The 16,877-nt window shown below is 76.4% G+C and carries 15 protein-coding genes; 8 read left to right on the top strand and 7 right to left on the bottom strand.

The annotated features are described in order from the left end of the window. Positions 1-13: 13 nt before the first annotated feature. The 3 genes from LPA54_RS03765 to LPA54_RS03755 all read right to left on the bottom strand — a co-directional run bounded on the left by LPA54_RS03765 (position 14) and on the right by LPA54_RS03755 (position 2,805). Positions 14-1,441, bottom strand: coding sequence for a M20/M25/M40 family metallo-hydrolase (locus LPA54_RS03765; RefSeq protein WP_228973673.1), 1,428 nt, complete (start codon positions 1,439-1,441; stop codon positions 14-16). Beyond that, a complete protein-coding gene (locus LPA54_RS03760; protein WP_228973671.1) occupies positions 1,434-2,267 on the bottom strand; it encodes a M55 family metallopeptidase in 834 nt (277 codons plus the stop codon). Before LPA54_RS03760 ends, LPA54_RS03765 begins: the two co-directional genes overlap by 8 nt. A 70-nt stretch (positions 2,268-2,337) precedes the next feature. Next, on the bottom strand, positions 2,338-2,805 hold the full coding sequence (locus LPA54_RS03755) for an Lrp/AsnC family transcriptional regulator (protein ID WP_228973670.1): 468 nt from the start codon (positions 2,803-2,805) through the stop codon (positions 2,338-2,340). Positions 2,806-2,982: 177 nt separating this feature from the next. Here LPA54_RS03755 and LPA54_RS42205 point away from each other — a divergent pair, with 177 nt between their 5' ends. Together LPA54_RS42205 and LPA54_RS03745 are read left to right on the top strand one after the other, a co-directional pair. Beyond that, positions 2,983-4,041 (top strand): DMT family transporter, encoded by a 1,059-nt coding sequence (locus tag LPA54_RS42205; protein WP_308112794.1) that lies wholly within the window; start codon positions 2,983-2,985, stop codon positions 4,039-4,041. Next, complete coding sequence (locus tag LPA54_RS03745; RefSeq protein WP_228973935.1) at positions 4,034-5,257, top strand: aromatic amino acid transaminase; 1,224 nt, start codon at positions 4,034-4,036, stop codon at positions 5,255-5,257. The genes LPA54_RS42205 and LPA54_RS03745 overlap by 8 nt, the downstream gene beginning before the upstream one ends. Before the next feature lie 121 nt (positions 5,258-5,378). On the opposite strand, the gene LPA54_RS03740 is transcribed toward LPA54_RS03745, so the two are convergent. Next, positions 5,379-5,888 carry a hypothetical protein gene (locus LPA54_RS03740; protein WP_228973933.1) on the bottom strand — a complete coding sequence of 170 codons (510 nt, stop codon included), beginning with the start codon at positions 5,886-5,888 and terminating at the stop codon, positions 5,379-5,381. Positions 5,889-6,019: 131 nt separating this feature from the next. On the opposite strand from LPA54_RS03740, the gene LPA54_RS03735 reads away from it, so the two are divergent. After that, complete coding sequence (locus tag LPA54_RS03735) at positions 6,020-6,583, top strand: hemerythrin domain-containing protein (protein WP_228973669.1); 564 nt, start codon at positions 6,020-6,022, stop codon at positions 6,581-6,583. Positions 6,584-6,775: 192 nt separating this feature from the next. On the opposite strand, the gene LPA54_RS03730 is transcribed toward LPA54_RS03735, so the two are convergent. Next, entirely contained in the window at positions 6,776-9,190 is a 2,415-nt protein-coding gene (locus LPA54_RS03730; RefSeq protein ID WP_228973932.1) for an MFS transporter, read from the bottom strand. Between the two features lie 435 nt (positions 9,191-9,625). Continuing rightward, positions 9,626-10,069: an SRPBCC family protein gene (locus LPA54_RS03725; protein ID WP_228973668.1), complete on the bottom strand. Its 444-nt coding sequence runs from the start codon at positions 10,067-10,069 to the stop codon at positions 9,626-9,628. Between the two features lie 141 nt (positions 10,070-10,210). Between LPA54_RS03725 and LPA54_RS03720 the strand changes: the two genes are divergently transcribed. From LPA54_RS03720 to LPA54_RS03705, 4 genes are all read left to right on the top strand, one after another. Next, positions 10,211-11,254: an Rv2578c family radical SAM protein gene (locus LPA54_RS03720; protein ID WP_228973666.1), complete on the top strand. Its 1,044-nt coding sequence runs from the start codon at positions 10,211-10,213 to the stop codon at positions 11,252-11,254. 155 nt (positions 11,255-11,409) lie between these two features. Further along, entirely contained in the window at positions 11,410-12,996 is a 1,587-nt protein-coding gene (locus tag LPA54_RS03715) for an alpha/beta hydrolase (protein WP_228973664.1), read from the top strand. 37 nt (positions 12,997-13,033) lie between these two features. After that, positions 13,034-13,444: a RidA family protein gene (locus LPA54_RS03710; protein WP_228973662.1), complete on the top strand. Its 411-nt coding sequence runs from the start codon at positions 13,034-13,036 to the stop codon at positions 13,442-13,444. After that, complete coding sequence (locus tag LPA54_RS03705; protein WP_228973661.1) at positions 13,441-13,974, top strand: GNAT family N-acetyltransferase; 534 nt, start codon at positions 13,441-13,443, stop codon at positions 13,972-13,974. The genes LPA54_RS03710 and LPA54_RS03705 overlap by 4 nt, the downstream gene beginning before the upstream one ends. 128 nt (positions 13,975-14,102) lie before the next feature. Here LPA54_RS03705 and LPA54_RS03700 read toward each other — a convergent pair whose 3' ends face one another. After that, the gene (locus LPA54_RS03700) at positions 14,103-14,675 is read right to left on the bottom strand and encodes a HEAT repeat domain-containing protein (RefSeq protein WP_228973660.1); all 573 of its coding nucleotides are present in this window, start codon (positions 14,673-14,675) and stop codon (positions 14,103-14,105) included. 352 nt (positions 14,676-15,027) lie between these two features. Between LPA54_RS03700 and LPA54_RS03695 the strand changes: the two genes are divergently transcribed. Further along, complete coding sequence (locus LPA54_RS03695) at positions 15,028-16,812, top strand: 3-hydroxyacyl-CoA dehydrogenase family protein (protein WP_228973659.1); 1,785 nt, start codon at positions 15,028-15,030, stop codon at positions 16,810-16,812. Positions 16,813-16,877 lie beyond the last annotated feature (65 nt).

Here is a 16,877-nt window from a genome sequence, read left to right as displayed (position 1 = left end):
TCCCCCTCGTGGGCTATGCGGTACGCAGACAGTGGTCGAGGACGCGGACGCCGAAGTGCAGCGCGTCGACCGGGACGCGCTCGTCGACGCCGTGGAACATGCGCTGGTAGTCGTAGCCGACGGGCAGCTTCATCGGGGCGAAGCCGTAGCCGACGATGCCGAGCCGGGAGAACTGCTTGGCGTCGGTGCCGCCCGACATGCAGAACGGCACGACCCGCGCGTCCGGGTCGAAGCGCTCGACCGAGGAGCGCAGGGCGGCGTACGTCGGGGAGTCGACCGGCGCCTGGAGGGCGACCTCCCGGTGCACGAACTCCCAGTCGACGCCGGGGCCGGTCAGCTCGTCGAGGGTGGCGGCGAACTCCTCGTCGCCGCCGGGCACGGTGCGCCCGTCGACGTGGGCGGTGGCGGTGCCGGGGATGACGTTCACCTTGTAGCCGGCGTCGAGCATCGTGGGGTTGGCGCTGTTGCGGAGGGTCGACTCGACGAGGGAGGCGGCCGGTCCGAGCTTGCCCAGCAGCTCCTCCACGTCGAAGTCCGGCCGGTCCGGGTCGGGGGCCGGCAGGCCGTGCAGGGCGGCGAGTTCGGTGAGGGCGGCGCGGACCGTGGGGGTGAGCCGGACGGGCCACTCGTGCTCGCCGATGCGGGTCACGGCGGCGGCGAGCCGGCTGACGGCGTTCTCCCGGTTCACCTTGGAGCCGTGCCCCGCCCTCCCCCGGGCGGTGAGCCGGAGCCAGGCGGTGCCGCGCTCGCCCGCGGCGACCGGGTAGAGCGTCATGCCGGGGCCCGCGTGGAAGGTGTAGCCGCCGGACTCGCCGACCGCCTCGGTGCACCCCTCGAACAGTTCGGCGTGCCGGTCGGCGAGGAAGCCCGCGCCGTCCTCGGCGCTCGCCTCCTCGTCCGCGGTGTAGGCGAGGACGATGTCGCGGCGCGGCCGGACGCCGCGGCGGGCCCAGTCGCGGACGACGGCGAGCACCATCGCGTCCATGTTCTTCATGTCGACGGCGCCGCGGCCCCACACGACGCCGTCGCGGACCTCGCCGGAGAAGGGGTGCACGGTCCAGTCGGCGGGCTCGGCGGGGACCACGTCGAGGTGGCCGTGGACGAGGAGCGCGTCGGCGGACGGATCGGTGCCCTCGATGCGGGCGACGACGTTGGTGCGCCCCGCGGTCCGCTCCAGCAGGAGCGGTTCCAGGCCGGCGTCGGCGAGGCGTTCGGCGACGTACTCGGCCGCGGGGCGCTCCCGGCAGTCGCCGCCGCCGCGGTTGGTGGTGTCCATGCGGATGAGGTCGGACGTGAACGCCACCACCTCGTCGAACGCCGGTCCGTCGGACACCTCCCGCTCGCGCCCCGGTTCCGCGCCGCGCGGCGCGTCCTGGCGGGTCGGACCCTGTGCGTACGGCGGGTCCTGGCGGGTCGGGTCCAGGCGGGTCGGGTCAGCCATACTGCTCCTCCACTGCGGCCGAGACGATCGTGGTGACCGCCTTGAAGGTCCGGATCGTCTCGTACATCGTGGCGCCGGTGTGGGCGACGCGGCGCTCGCCGCAGACCACCACGCCGGGGACGACGGTGGCGGCGGCGGCCAGGTGCTCCGCGTCGAACTCCAGCTCCACGGTGAACGGTCCGCCGCGCACCGGCTCGTGCCGCACCGCCAGGGAGGTCGCGTCCTTCGCCGCTGCGCGGATGTCGGCGGCCGTCCGCGTGGGGGTGCGGCAGACCGCCGCGTATCGCGACACGTGGTCCTTGACGGCGACCTTGCGGGCCTCGGGGGCGTAGGCGAGGGCGTCCTCGCAGGTGCGGTCGTCGCCGGTGACGAGGACGACGGGCACGCCGTACTCGGCGACGACGTGGGCGTTGAGGTACCCCTCGGAGGCGCGGGTGCCGTTGAGCCAGACGCCGGTGATGGAGTTGGCGAGGTAGGTGTGGGCGAGCACGCCCTCCGTGCCGGCCCCGGTGTGGTAGCCGACGAAGGCGACGCCGTCGACGTCGCCGTGCTGGACGCCCTCGACCATGGAGAGCGACTTGTGCCGGCCCGTCAGCATCTGGGCGCGGGGGTCGAGCCGTTCCAGGAGGAGGTTGCGCATCGTCCAGTGCGCCTCGTTGACCAGGACCTCGTCGGCGCCGCCGTCGAGGAAGCCGAGGACGGCCGCGTCGACGTCGGAGGTGAACATCGCCCGGCAGCGCTCCCATTGGGGGGTGCCGGGCAGGACGTCGGCGGGCCAGGTGACCCCGGTGGCGCCCTCCATGTCGGCGCTGATGAGGATCTTCATGCCCACACGTTACGCGGCGGTGCGGGCCGGTACCAGGTGCGCGCGGGCCGGCACCGGGTGCGCGTCCCCGTCACCGGGGCGGGGCCGGGCGGGGGTAGGTGCGGGACTGCTTGACGCTGCCGAAGGCGAAGCTCGACTCGATGGAGGCGATGCCGGGGATGGCGTGGACCTGGTTGCGGACGAGGAGTTCGTACGCCTCCAGGCTCTCGATGACCACGCGCAGCAGGTAGTCGCTGCTGCCGGCCATCAGGTAGCAGTCCTGGACGTGCTCGATGCCGCCGATCCGCTCCTCGAAGACGGCGACGGCCTCGGCCGTGTGGCGTTCGAGGCGGATGCGGACGAAGACGGTGATCGGCAGCCCGTAGGCGACCTGGTCGACCATCGCGGTGTAGCCGCGGATCAGCCCGGCCTCCTCCAGGCGGCGGACCCGCCGTAGACAGGGGGACGGGGAGAGGCGGACCCGGTCGGCCAGGTCCTGGTTGGACAGGCGCCCGTCGGCCTGGAGCTCGCGGATGATCCGCAGATCGGTGGCGTCCAACGCCTCCCCCACCTCCCTCCGGGCCGCTCGTACGGCCCCCTGAGCGGCCGCGACGGCCGTTCTTGGCAGATCCTGCCCCAAACATAGGTGCGAGCGGCAGAACTGGCAATCGGCTGCCCCGGCGTTGGCCCTACTGTTGCGGCGCACAGAGGTGGGATCCGTACGGGTGGAGGTTTCGTGGTCGCGACGAGCACCGTGGGCGCGCCCGCGGTCGGCCGGGGACGCGGGCTCCCCGTCCTGTCCCCGGCGGCGGTGGGCATGGCCGCGCTGCTGCTGACGGTGGCGATCTGGGCGGCGTTCGCCCTGAGCGCCCGCGCGCTGGGCGCCTCGACGCTGCTGCCCGCCGACGCGGCGCTGCTGCGGTTCGGCGTGCCGCCGGCGCTCCTGGCGGTGGCACTGTGGCGGCGCCGGCGGGCGCTGGCCGCGGTGCGGCCCGGACCGGCGGTCAAGATCGTGTGCGGGGCGGGGGTGCCGTTCTTCCTGGCCGCCATGTACGGCGGCTCGCTGACCTCGGCCTCGTTCGTCGGGGCGATCGTGCCGGGCATGGTCCCGCTGTTCGTCTCCGCGCTGGTCGTCGCGCGCGGCGGGCGCCTGCCCCGCGGCACGCAGGCGGCCGGGCTGGCGCTGATCGCGCTGGGCGTCGTCGCCCTGGTGTCGCGGTACGCGGTGCCGTTCGACTCCGACGTGATGCTCGGCTCCGGGACGCTCCTCGCGGCGAGCGGGCTGTGGGCCCTGTACACGGTGGGGCTGCGGGAGGTGGACCTCGACCCGGTCGGCTCCATCGGGCTGCTGTGCGTGCCGTCCTTCGCGGTCGTCGCGGCCCTGGTGGCGCTGGGCGCGCTGCCGAGCGGGCTGGCCGGCGCGGCCCCCGGCGACGTCCTCCTCTTCCTCGTCGTCCAGGGCCTCGGGGTCGGCCTGTGCGCCGGGCTGCTGTACGCGTTCGCGATACGGCGGCTGGGTGCCGAGCGCAGCTCCGTCGTCGGCAGTCTGAGCCCCGTGGCCGTGGTGCTGCTGGCGGTGCCGCTCCTCGGCGAGCGGCCGACGGCGGCCGTGCTCGTCGGCGTCCCCCTCATCACCGCGGGTGTGGTCCTGGCCAACCGCCGCCCTCGCCTCCCCCGTACCGCTCGCCCCAGCGGTACCGGCGGCGCCGCGTGCCCCACCGCTACCGCCGGCACCTCCCCTGCCGCCCCTGCCGCCCGTACCGATCGTGACCCGGAGGTCTCCCCCGATGCTTGAGCTGCTCCCTCCCCCGCCGGCCGACCCGCTGTGGGACCTGGCCGCCGAGTTCGGCGCCGACCCGCGCCCCGAGCGGCTGAACCTCGTGCTGGGCGTCTACCGCGACCACACCGGCGTGACCCCGGTGATGCGGGCGGTGCGGGACGCGGAGCTGCGCCTGGCGGAGCGCTCGGCGTCGAAGGAGTACCGGGGCCTGTCCGGCAACACCGCCTTCAACCACGCCATGGTGGCGCAGGTCCTCGGGGGCGGCCCGGCTGCGGCCCGGGCGACCGCCGTGCAGACCGTCGCGGGCACCGGCGCGCTGCGCCTCCTGGCGGACCTGGTCCGGCGGACCCGGCCCGGCACGACGGTGTGGATCAGCGACCCGGCCTACGTCAACCACCGGCCCATCCTGGAGGCGGCCGGCCTGGCGGTGCGCCCGTACCGCTGGACCGACCCGCAGGGGCTGCTGGAGGACCTGCGCGGCGCCGGCCGCGACGACGTCGTCCTGGTCCAGGGGTGCTGCCACAACCCGACGGGCGTCGACCCCGACCACGCGACGTGGGAGGCCCTGGCCGCCATGGCGGAGCACGCCGGCTGGGTGCCGTTCGTCGACCTGGCGTACCACGGCCTCGGTGACGGCCTGGAGGCCGACCTGTGGGCGACCCGCATGCTGGCGGAGCGGCTGCCGGAGGTGCTGGTCGCGGTGAGCTGCTCGAAGAACTTCGGACTGTACGCCGACCGCACCGGCTGCGCGATCGTCGTCGGCTCCTCCCGGCGGGTCCTCGCCCACGCCGAGACGGCCCTGCAGAACGCCGCCCGCACGCTGTACTCGATGCCGCCGGAGCACGGGGCGGCGATCGTGGCGACGGTCCTGGAGGACGACGCGCTGCGCAGCTGCTGGAACGCCGAGCTCAACGTGATGAGGCGCCGGGTCGCCGCGAACCGCGCCGCGCTCGTCGCCCGGCTGGCGGAGCTGGGCTGCGGCGCCTGGGCGGAGCCGCTGGCCGGGCAGAAGGGCATGTTCGCGGGGCTGCCGCTGTCGCCGGACGGGATGCGGGCGCTGCGCCGGGACCACGCCGTGTACGGCACGACGTCGGGGCGCCTGAACATCGCGGGACTGCCGGCCGACCGGGTGGACCAGCTGGCCGGCGCCATCGCCGCGGTCCTCACCGCGGCCCCGGCCGTCGGGGCCGCGCCCGACCGGGCGCTGCCGAGCCAGGCCGTACCGGTCTGACCCCGGCCGCGCCGGCGCCGGCAGGTGCGCGGCCCACCGGCCCCGTCGGTGCTCGGTGCCGCAAGGTCGGGTCAGGTCGTACGGTCCCGCCGGTCGGGTCAGGTCGTACGGTCCGGTCCGGTCAGGCGGGCAGGGCCGGGCGCCTGGGGCCCGGGACGGCCAGCAGCCGGGCCAGTTCGGCGCGGTGGAGGTCGGCGACCGGGGCCAGCAGGTCCGGGTGGCGCAGCAGGGCGGCGGCGCGCCGGTCGGCGTCGCCGGGCGAGAGCAGACGGCGGCTGCCGGCGGGCGCCGGGCCGCGGAGGGCGGCGACGGCCGCGGCCGCCAGCTCCGGTTCGCCGAGGAGGCAGGCCGCCCAGCTGGCGACGACCTCGTCCACCCACGTGCGCCACGGTTCGTCGCCGCCGCCGTCGGCGCCGGTGAGCCAGTCGAGCCGGTGCGCGCCGCCCGCGCCGGTCACGGAGACCAGCGCCGCGTCCAGCTCCGTCGGGTAGCGCAGCGCGGCGGCCACGCCCGCGGCCTGCCGTGCCTGCGCCTCCGCGAGGGCGCGGTCGACGGCGCCGCCGCCGGAGGGGTAGGCGCGGGTCAGCCACTGCGCGGTGGCCGCGACGATCGAGGGGAGCTCCGTGTGCACTGCCGGTCCGGGGGCCGTCGGGATGGTGGCCAGCACGGTACCCCGGCGCGGCCATCCGGCGTAATGACGCATATCACCCGCCTCCGGTGGTAACCGCACCGTGGACGATCACCCGAACAGGAGGAGAGGCCATGGGACACGGCGGCGATGTGATCAACGAGCTGGTCACCGACCACCGCGAGGTGGAGGAGCTCTTCAAGCGCATCGAGCGGCTGCCTTCGGGGGCCGCGGAGCGCAAGGAGCTGGCGGACCAGGTCACGATCGAACTGGTGCGGCACGCGGTCGCCGAGGAGGAGTACCTGTACCCGGCGGTGCGCGAGCACGTGCCGGGGGGCGACGCCATCGCCGACCGGGAGCTGGCGGACCACGCGTCCGCCGAGCGCACGATGAAGGAGCTGGAGGCGTGCGACGCGGGCGACGTCCGGTTCGACGCGCTGGTCACGCAGCTGATGGCGGAGATCCGCGGGCACGTGGACGACGAGGAGGCCAACCTCTTCCCGCGCCTGCGCGCGGCCTGCCCGCCGGAGGCTCTGGAGGAGCTGGGCGACAAGGTCCGCAGGGCGAAGCAGGTCGCGCCGACCCGGCCGCACCCGGCCGCGCCGGACAAGCCGCCGGCGAACAAGCTGCTCGACCCGGGCGCCGGGATCGTCGACCGGCTGCGGGACGCGGTCACCGGCCGCGGCAAGCAGGGCTGACGGACCGGTGCCTCCCCCGCGCGGCGGCGCGGAGGAGCGGGACTCGGGGCGGGCGGCGGACCACGGATCCATCGCCCGCCCCGACCGTCGTACGGGCGCCCCCCGCCAGGGGCCGGGGACCGCGGCGGCGCTCAAGGGGCAGGGTGCGGAGGGCGTAGGGGCCGAGGGCGCAGGGGGCGGAGGGGCGGGGCGTCAGGCGTCGTGGCCGAGGAGCACGTCCCGCTCGGTACGCCCGCCGCCCGCCACGTCCAAGGCCGTGGCGACGGGCGGGTAGCCGGTGGCGATGACCGTGTGGGCGCCGGAGGGCAGGTCGACGAAGCGGAAGATGCCGTCCGGCCCGGTGGTGAGGGTGTCGACGACGTTGCCGAGGGCGTCGAGCAGCGTCACGCGCGCGTCCTCGACGGGACGGCCGCCGGGGGCGCGGACGGTGCCGCACAGGACGGCGCCGCCCGCCAGCTCGACGTCCTGGCGGGTCTCGCGGGCCGCCTGGACGGTGACCGGGGCGGCGGTGGGCCGCAGTCCGGGCGCGCCACAGGTGAGGGTGTACTCGCCGGCGATCAGCTCCGTCAGCAGGTAGCCGCCGTCGGGCCCGGTGCGGGCCGTGGCGACGACGTCGCCGCGCACGTCGGTGAGGGTGACCCCGGCGTCGTGGACGGGTGAGCCGTCGGGGGTGGTGACGGCACCGGAGAGGCGGCCGGCCCCGCCGAGGACGACGTCCAGTTCGACGGTGCCGTCGGGGCGGTCGCCCGCGGTGAGGGTGACGGCCCGCGGCTGGTGGCCGGCCGCCGAGGCGATCAGCACGTACGCGCCGGGGGCCGGCGTGCTCAGCGCGTACCGCCCGTCGGCGCCGCTCGCGCCGCGGCCGGTCTGGCGGCCGCGGACGTCGATCAGGGTGAGGGCGGCGCCGGGGACGGGCGAGCCGTCGTGGTGGCGGACCGTGCCGCAGACGGGCGCGCCGGGCCCGGGCAGCGAGGCCGGACCGTACGCGGCCTCGGGCGGCGGCGACGGCCGCCCGACGCGCGGCGCCGAGTCCCGCGAGGCGGCCGGCACACCGTCGGCGGGGGCGGCGTGGTGCGGCACCGCGTCGGCCGGGGCGGCGTCGGCGGGGCCGGCCGGGACGGGGCCGGCGTGGGCGGGGGCGGGGCCCGGGGGCGGTACCGGGCGGGGTCCGCGCGCCGGGGGGACGGCGCCCGCGGCGGGGTGGGGGTCGGACACCAGCGGTTTCTCCTTGAGGAAGAAGGCGACGAAGAGGCCGAGGGCGAGCACCGGCACCAGGTGGAGCAGGATCCGCGGCGCGGCGTCGGCGTACACGTGGGCGTAGCCGTGGCGCAGGGTGGGCGGCAGGGAGTGCGGTTCGGCGAAGAGCGTGCCGAGGAGGGTGACGCCCGCGCCGGCGCCGAGCTGCTGGCAGAGGGTCAGGGCGCCGGTCGCGGCGCCGATGTCGCCGGGGCGGGCGGCGTTCTGCACCGCCAGCACCAGGACGGGCAGGACCAGGCCGATGCCGGTGCCGAGGACCGCCTGCCAGACGCTGTGGTCGAGGCGGGGGGTGTCGGCGTCGAGTTGGGAGAGCAGCCACATGCCGACGGCGGCGACGGCGGCGCCGATGACCGCGTGGACGGCGTAGTGGCCGGTGCGGCTGACGAGGTGTCCGGAGACGAGGGAGGCCGCCGCCAGCGCCCCGAGGAGGGGCAGGATCAGCAGCAGGGTGTCGAGGGCGCCGCGCGCGCCGCCGTCCTGCCGGAGGAGCGCGGGGAGGCATACGGCCACCCCGAGGAGGGCGACGCCGACGACCGCGCCGACGACCGCGCACACGAGGAGGACCGGGTCGCGCAGCAGCCGCAGCGGGATGACCGGCTCGGGCGCCCGGTGGGCGACGACGAGGTGGAGGAGGGCGCTGCCGGCGGCGGCGCAGGCCAGGCCGAGGATGGTCCGGGAGGTCCAGGCGTGGGCGGTGCCGCCCCAGGTGAGCAGCAGGACCAGGCAGGTGGTCGCGGCGGTCAGGAGCAGGGCGCCGAGCAGGTCGGGGCGGGCCCGGCGGTGCGCGGCGGCCGAGCCGCGGCCGCGCCCGGAGGCGGCCGGGGGGCGCAGGGCGGCGCCGACGACGGCGAGGGCGACGAGCCCGCCGGGCACGGCGAGGTGGAACGTCCAGCGCCAGGAGGCCGTCTCGGTGACGTACCCGCCGAGGAGGGGGCCGGAGACGGTCGCGACGGTGAAGGCGGCGGCCAGGAGGCCGAGGTGGCGGCCGCGCCGGCGGGCGGGCGCGAGGTCCGCGGCGAGGGCCTGCGCGCCGGTGAGGACTCCCCCGGCGCCGACGCCCTGCAGGGCCCGCAGGGCGACCAGTTCGTCCGGGGTGCGGGCCCAGCCGGCCAGGGCGGTGGCGGCGACGAACAGGGCGAGGGCGCACTGGAAGACGGGCTTGCGGCCGTAGAGGTCGCCGAGCTTGCCGTGCAGCGGCAGGGCGGCGGTCGCGGTGAGGAGGAAGGCGGTGACGGCCCATGTCGCGCGGTCGGGCCGGCCGGGCAGGTCCGCGGTGACGGCATGGAGGACGGGCGCGAGGGCGAGCTGCTGGAGTGCGGCGAGGAGCACCGCGAGGGCGAGCCCGGTCAGGGCGAGGCCCGCGCGGCGCGGGCCGGGCGCCGGCGGCGGGAGCGCCGGGCCGGGGTGGTGCGGCGGGCCGTCGGCGGACGGCGGCGGCGCGGCGGCATCGGGCGCCGCGGTCCGTACGGTCTGCTCGTCCTGCGCCAGCGTGATCCCACCCACGAAACCGCTCCCCTCGTCTCGCCGCTCACGTCCGGGGCGCCATTGTTCGCATCACACGCGGAGGGTGATCAAGTGGGGCATTGCAGACGGGAGGGCGGCGGGCGGGTCGGGTCGGGGTCGTCGGCGGATGGGCGGCGCCCCGCCGGTCCTGCGGTTTCGGGGGTGCCGTGCCCCGGTGGACCCTTGCCCGGCGCCGGGCAAGAGGCGGGAGAAGTCCACTCGAACCGGTGACGGGCGGGAGGCTCCGAGGAGCGGCCGCCCGCACCGGTCACGCCGTCGCGGCTACTTCTCGACCTCGGCGGCGAGGTTGGCCAGGACGGCGTCGTAGATCCGGCCGAGGCCCTTGGGGGCGAAGGCGCGCTCGAAGAAGCCGCCGACGCCGCCGGCGCCGTCCCACACCGTGGTGACGACGGCCCGGGCGCGGCCCTCCCCGGCGGGGGTGACCGTCCAGGTGGTGACCATGGAGGAGTTGCGGTCCTTCTCCACGAGCTGCCCGTCCGTGGGCTCCGTGACCTCCAGCAGGCAGTCGCGGACGCGCTTGCTGGTGGCCTGGAGCCGCCAGTGGACGAGGGTGCCCTCGCCGTCGCCGCCCTCGCGCACCTCGTACGCGCTGAACTGCTCGGGCAGGAGCTTCGCGCGGGTGTCCTTGTAGTCGGCCAGCGCGTCGAACACGGTCTCCGCGTCCGCCGCGATGACCCGCTCCGTCGTGGCCTCGACCTGCGCCATCGCTTTGACCTCCAGCAATCGTCTTTCGGAGGCTCCAGCCAACCACCTGCGGCACGGGGACCCAAATCCGGCCATGCGGCGATCATGGGAACAGTTGTTCTATTGTGAGGTCGTACGTCACGACCGACCGAGGAGGCCGCCATGCGCTGGGACAACCTGGGGGACCGCCCCGAGGACGCGGCCGGGGCGGGCGAGGCCGCGCTCTTCGGGACGGACGCGGTCACCACCCGCACGTTCGACGCGCCGGAGTTCCGCGGCATCACGTTCCACGAGGTCAGGGCCCGCTCGATCCTCAACCGGGTGCCCGGCGCCTCCCGCATGCCCTTCGAGTGGACCGTCAACCCCTACCGCGGCTGCACCCACGCCTGCGTCTACTGCTTCGCCCGCCGCACGCACGCCTACCTCGACCTCGACACGGGCGTCGGCTTCGACACCCAGATCGTGGTCAAGGTCAACGCCCCGGAGGTGCTGCGCCGCCAGCTCGCCTCGCCCCGCTGGCAGGGCGCGCACGTCGCGATGGGCACGAACGTCGACTGCTACCAGCGGGCGGAGGGCCGCTACCGGCTCATGCCCGGGATCATCGAGGCGCTGCGCGACCGCGCCAACCCCTTCTCGATCCTCACCAAGGGCACCCTGATCCTGCGGGACCTGGACCTCCTGCGCCAGGCGGCCGAGGTGACCGACGTCGGGGTGTCGGTGTCGGTTGGCTTCACCGACCGGGAGCTGTGGCGGACGGTCGAGCCCGGCACGCCCGCCCCCGAGCGGCGCCTCGACGTGGTGCGGACCCTCGCGGACGCCGGCATCGGCTGCGGGGTGCTGATGGCGCCGGTCATCCCCTTCCTCGGCGACAGCCCCGAACAGCTGCGCGCCACCGTCCGGGCCGTCGCCGACGCGGGCGCCACCTCGGTCACGCCGCTCGCGCTGCACCTGCGCCCCGGCGCCCGCGAGTGGTACACGCAGTGGCTGCACCGCCACCACCCGCACCTCGTACCGCGCTACGAGCGGATGTACGCCGGGGGCGCGTACGCGCCGACGTGGTACCAGCGCCGGATCACGCGTCAGGTGCACGAGTTCGCCGCGGAGTTCGGGATCGGGCCGGCGGGGCGGGGCGAGGCGCGCCGCATCACCGCACCCGGGCGCGGTGATGCCCCGGCCGCGGAGCCCACCCAGCTCACCCTCCTCTGACCCGCGCGAGCGGGCGACCTCGCACGCGGCGCGGGCCCGGTGCGCCGCCCGGGGCGGGTCCGGGGGCGCGCGGGCGCGCCCCCGATCGGGTCACGTCCGGGTGGATCGAGGACGTCCGGACGGGAACGGGCCGCCGCGCCCCCGAGACTGGCCGGATGCAGAAACGCGCAGGAGTACTCATCGCCGCCGGCGCGCTGGTCGCGGGGGCCGTCACCGCCGCGCCGTCGGCCGCCGAACCGTCCGCGCCGGAGCCCCGCACGCCGCTGCGCTGGTCGGCGTGCGCCACGCAGCAGTACCCGAAGCTGGAGTGCGCCACCCTCCCGGTGCCGCTCGACCACGCCGCACCGGAGGGCGAGCGGATCACGCTCGCCCTCTCCAGGATCCGGCACACCGCCCGCACCTCGCAGGGACCGCTGCTGGTCAACCCCGGCGGCCCCGGCGGGAGCGGCCGCACGCTGGCCGGCTTCGTCGCGTCGTCCCTGCCGGCCTCCGTCGCCGCGCAGTACGACGTGATCGGGTTCGACCCGCGGGGCGTCGGCGCCAGCCGGCCGGCCCTGGACTGCCGGCCCGGCCACTTCGCGCCCGTGCGCCCCGACTCGGTCCCGCGCGACCAGCGCGAGGAGCGGGCCGGCCTGGCCCGGGCGGCGGCGTTCGCCCGGGCGTGCGACGGGAAGCACGGCCGGCTGCTGCCGTTCATGGACACCGTGAGCACCGCACGCGACCTGGACGCGATCCGCGCGGCGCTCGGCGCGCCCCGGATCAACTACCTGGGCTACTCGTACGGCACCTACCTCGGCGCGGTGTACGCCAAGCTCTACCCGCACCGCGTGCGGCGGGCGGTGCTGGACTCCGTCGTGCACCCGGGCGGGGTCTGGTACGACGCGAACATGGCGCAGAATCACGCCTTCGACGCCCGCCACAAGGCGTTCCTCGCCTGGGTGGCCCGGCACGACGCGGTGTACCGGCTGGGCACCGACCCGGCGCGGGTCGAGGCGCGCTGGTACGCGATGCGCTCGGCGCTGCGCGCGGAGCCGGCGGGCGGCACGGTGGGACCGGCCGAGCTGGAGGACACGTACCTGCCGGGCGCCTACCACGACGGCCACTGGCCGGTGCTGGCCGCGGCGTTCGCCGCGTACGCGGTCGACGGGGACGCCGGCCCGCTGGTCGACGCGTACGAGTCGATCGCCCGGCCGGACGCCGCGAGCGACAACGGCTACGCGGTGTACACGGCCGTGGAGTGCCGCGACGCGCGCTGGCCCACGTCGTGGGACGTGTGGCACCGCGACCACTGGGCCGCCCACGCCAAGTCGCCCTTCTCCACCTGGAACAACGCCTGGTACAACGCCCCGTGCGCGTTCTGGCCCGTGCCGCCGCTGACCCCGGTCGACGTGGCGAACGACGCGCTCGGGCCGGTCCTGCTCTTCCAGGCCGACCAGGACGCCGCCACGCCGTACGAGGGCGCCGTGGCCACCCGCGGACTGCTGCCGGGCTCCCGGCTGGTGGTCGAGCGGGGCGGCGGCAACCACGGGGTGACCCTGCGCGGCAACGCCTGCGCGGACCGGATCCTCGCCCGGTACCTGGCGACCGGCGAGGTCCCGCCCGGGGACCGCGGGGCCGGGGCGGACGCGTGGTGCCCGGCCGCGCCGGAACCGGAGCCCGCACCCGCCGCCGCCCGGCGGGCGCCCGCCCCCGCTCCCGTCCCCGTGCACGGGGCGCGCGGGGCGCTCCCGCGCGGAAACTGACGCGCGCCGGAGCCGGGGCGTCCCCCACGATGGCCGCATGACGACGCATCTGACGCATGTGGCGGCCCCCGAGGGGGTCGCACCCGGGTCCGGTTACAGCCATGTGGTGTGGGGGACGGGCCGGTTCGTGGCCGTGTCGGGGCAGTGCGCCCTGGACGGGGCGGGCCGGATCGTCGGCGAGGGCGACCCGGCGGCCCAGGCCCGGCAGGTCTTCGCGAACCTGGGCCGCTGCCTCGACGCCGCCGGCGCGACCTTCGCCGACGTGGTGAAGCTGACGTACTACGTGACGGACGTGGCGCACCTGCCGGCGGTGCGGGAGGCCAGGGACGCGGTGGTCGACACTGCGGCCCCGCCGGCGAGCACGGCCGTCCAGGTGGCGGCGCTCTTCCGCCCCGGACTGCTGCTGGAGGTCGAGGCCTTCGCGGTCCTGCCGGAGGGGCGGCCGTGAGCGCCCGGGTGCGGGAGATGGTGGAGACCGACTGCCCGGCGGTGGCCCGGGTCCGGGTGGCGGGCTGGCGCTCCGCCTACCGGGGGCTGCTGCCCGTGGCGTACCTCGCCGCGCTGGACGTCGAGGAGGACACGGCCGCCCGGCGCGAGCAGTTGGCGCGAGCCCGGGAGCACCACGTGGTGCACCTGGTGGCGGAGCGCGGCGGCGACGTGGTGGGCTGGGCGGCCTTCGGCCCCGACCGCGGTCCCGGGGCCGGTCCGGGCGAGGCCGAGCTGTACGCCCTGTACGCGCTCCCCGAGGTCGTCGGCACCGGGGTCGGGCGGGCCCTGATGGAGGAGGTGACCGCGCGGGCCTCGTCCCTCGGGTACGGGTCGCTGTCCCTGTGGGTGCTGGAGGACAACGCGCTGGGGCGCCGCTTCTACGCGAAGGCCGGGTTCACGCCGGACGGCACGCGCGAGCCGTGGAAGGTGGGCGGCACCACCCTCATGGAGCTGCGCTGCACCCGCCCGCTGCCCCCCTCCCCCGCCTGACCGCCCCGGCGTCGCGACGGCGGACGGCCGGGTCGGCGGGTCGGCCTGGCGGTCGGGTCGGCCGGGCGGGCGGGTCGGTCGGGCGGGCGGGTCGGTCGGGTCGGCCGGGCGGGCGGGAGCCGGATCGGTCAGGACGCCGGGAGCCGGGCCAGCGCGGCGGCCGCCGCCGGGGCGATGCGCGGATGGCGCCGGGCGGCCTCCAGGACGGGCCGCGCGCGGGCGTCGGCGAGGGTTCCGAGCCCCTCGGCGCAGGCGACGCCCACGCGCCAGTGCGGGTCGTCGGGGGCGAGCCGCCGGCCGAGGACGGTGACCAGGGCCGGTACGGACTCGGGGGCGCGCAGCGCGGCCAGCAGCCTTACCGGCACCAGCGCGTAGGCGACGCGCAGTTCGTTGGTGGCGAGCGCGGCGGCGGCGCGCGCGGTGCGCGGGTCGCCGAGGCGGCGCAGCGCGTGCGCGGCGGAGACGCAGCGCTCGGGGTCGCGGTGGTTGAGGAGGAGCACCAGCGCCTCGAAGGCGCGCCGGTCGCCGGCGAGGCCCAGCCGGAACGCGGCGAGTTCGCGGGCCCACAGCTCCCGGCCGGGCGCGGTGAGGACCGCGGCGAGCTCCTCGTGGTCGGGCGTGGACGCCAGCCGTCGGAAGGCGGCGGTGTCCCCGGCCTCGTCCGCCAGCCGGTCGGTGAGCGAGCCGAACTCCGGGTCCATGGCGGTCAGGGTAGCGACGGGACGGGTTGCGATCCAGATCACACCGGATGGCTCACCCCTGGGGGCTGGCGCGCTCATTACCCACCGGTTAACCTCATGTGAGCGGGGTCAACCCCCGCACTCCTCCGGGCGGCCTGGTGACGCAGCCGCCCCGAGTGCCCGTCGGTTCGGCACCTTTCACGACGTGACTCCGGGACAGGGTCCGTCGGCTCTCCACCGCGCGGCGCGCGGCAAGCGCCCGCCCGGCGCGCTCAGCGCGCGGTACGCCCCTGACGCCACGCCCCGCGCGTGCGCCCCCGGCCTCCGCGCCCCGGCACCCTCATCAGCCGTCACTCATCCCTGGAGTCCCGTGATGGACACCCCTCTCTCCACCATCGCCGTCGTCGGCCTCGGCACCATGGGCGCCGGTATCGCCGAGGTCCTGGCCCGCGCGGGCCGCGAGGTCGTCGGCATCGACACCAGCCAGGCCGCCGCCCGCCGCGCGGTCGCCGCGCTGGAGGCCGCCACCGCCCGGTCCGTGGCGCGCGAGCGGATCACCGAGGAGGAGCGGCGCGACATCCTCTCCCGCTTCCGCACGTTCTCCGACCTCCAGGCCGCGGCCGACGCCGACCTCGTCATCGAGGTGGTCCCGGAGTCGTACGAGGTGAAGCAGGCGGTGCTGCGCGCCCTGGACGGCATCGTCCGGCCCTCCGCGATCGTCGCCACCGGCACCAACGCGCTCTCCGTGACGCGGCTCGCCGCCGACTCCGCCCACCCCGAGCGCGTCCTCGGCCTGCACTTCTTCAACCCGGCCCCGGCGATGAAGCTGGTCGAGGTCGTGTCGTCGGTGCTGACCGCGCCGCAGGCCGTGGCCGCCGTCACCGACCTGGCGCACGCCCTCGGCAAGGAGCCCGTCTCCGTCGGCGACCGCCCGGGCTTCGTCGCGGACGGCCTGCTGTTCGGCTACCTCAACCAGGCCGCCGCGATGTACGAGTCGAAGTACGCCTCCCGGGAGGACATCGACGCGGCGATGCGGCTCGGCTGCGGCCTGCCGATGGGCCCGCTGGCGCTGCTGGACCTGATCGGCGTCGACACCGCCCGCACGGTCCTGGAGGCCATGTACGCCGAGTCGCGCGACCGGCTGCACGCCCCCGCGCCGATCCTGAAGCAGCTGAGCGAGGCGGGGCTGACCGGCCGGAAGGCGGGGCGCGGCTTCTACACGTACGAGGCGCCCGACAGCGGCACCGTGGTGCCCGACGCGCTCACCCCTCGGGAGGAGGCCGCCGGCGGCGCCGAGCCGCGCACGGTCCGCTCCGTCGGCGTCGCCGGGTCCGGCACGATGGCCTCCGGTATCGCCGAGGTCTTCGCGAAGGCCGGGTACGACGTGGTCCTCGCCGCCCGCTCGCAGGAGAAGGCGGACGCCGCCAAGGCCCGGATCATCAAGTCCCTGGCCCGCTCCGTCGACAAGGGCCGGATGACCGCCGAGGCCCGCGACGAGACGCTCGCCCGCGTCACCCCCGCCGGCTCGCTCGACGCCTTCGTCGACGTGGACCTCGCGGTGGAGGCGGTCGCCGAGGACCTGGACGTCAAGCGGCAGCTGTTCGCGGCGCTGGACAAGGTCTGCAAGCCGGGCGCGGTCCTGGCCACCACCACGTCCTCGCTGCCGGTCGTCGCCTGCGCCCGCGCCACCTCGCGCCCGCAGGACGTCGTCGGGATGCACTTCTTCAACCCGGCCCCGGCGATGAAGCTGGTGGAGGTCGTCCGCACGGTCCTCACCGCCGACGACGTCCACGCCACCGTCCGGTCGGTCACCGCGCGGATCCGCAAGCACCCGGTGGACTGCGGGGACCGCGCCGGCTTCATCGTGAACGCGCTGCTCTTCCCCTACCTGAACAACGCGATCAAGATGGTGCAGGACCACTACGCGACGCTCGACGACATCGACGCGGCGATGAAGCTGGGCGGCGGCTACCCGATGGGCCCGTTCGAACTGCTCGACGTGGTCGGCCTCGACGTCTCGCTCGCCATCGAGCGGGTCCTGCACCGCGAGTTCCGCGAGCCGGGCCTCGCGCCGGCGCCGCTGCTGGAGCACCTGGTCGCCGCCGGCTGCCTGGGCCGCAAGACGGGGCGCGGCTTCCGCGAGTATGCGCGGCGCTGAGCCAGGGGAGACGTACGGCCCGGGGCCACACGGGCCGCACGACGAGTGGGGCGGGCTGCTCGGAC

This window comes from Streptomyces sp. DH12, assembly GCF_020873895.1.
Taxonomy (GTDB): Bacteria; Actinomycetota; Actinomycetes; order Streptomycetales; family Streptomycetaceae; genus Streptomyces.
This window is presented reverse-complemented; position numbering and strand designations above follow the sequence as displayed.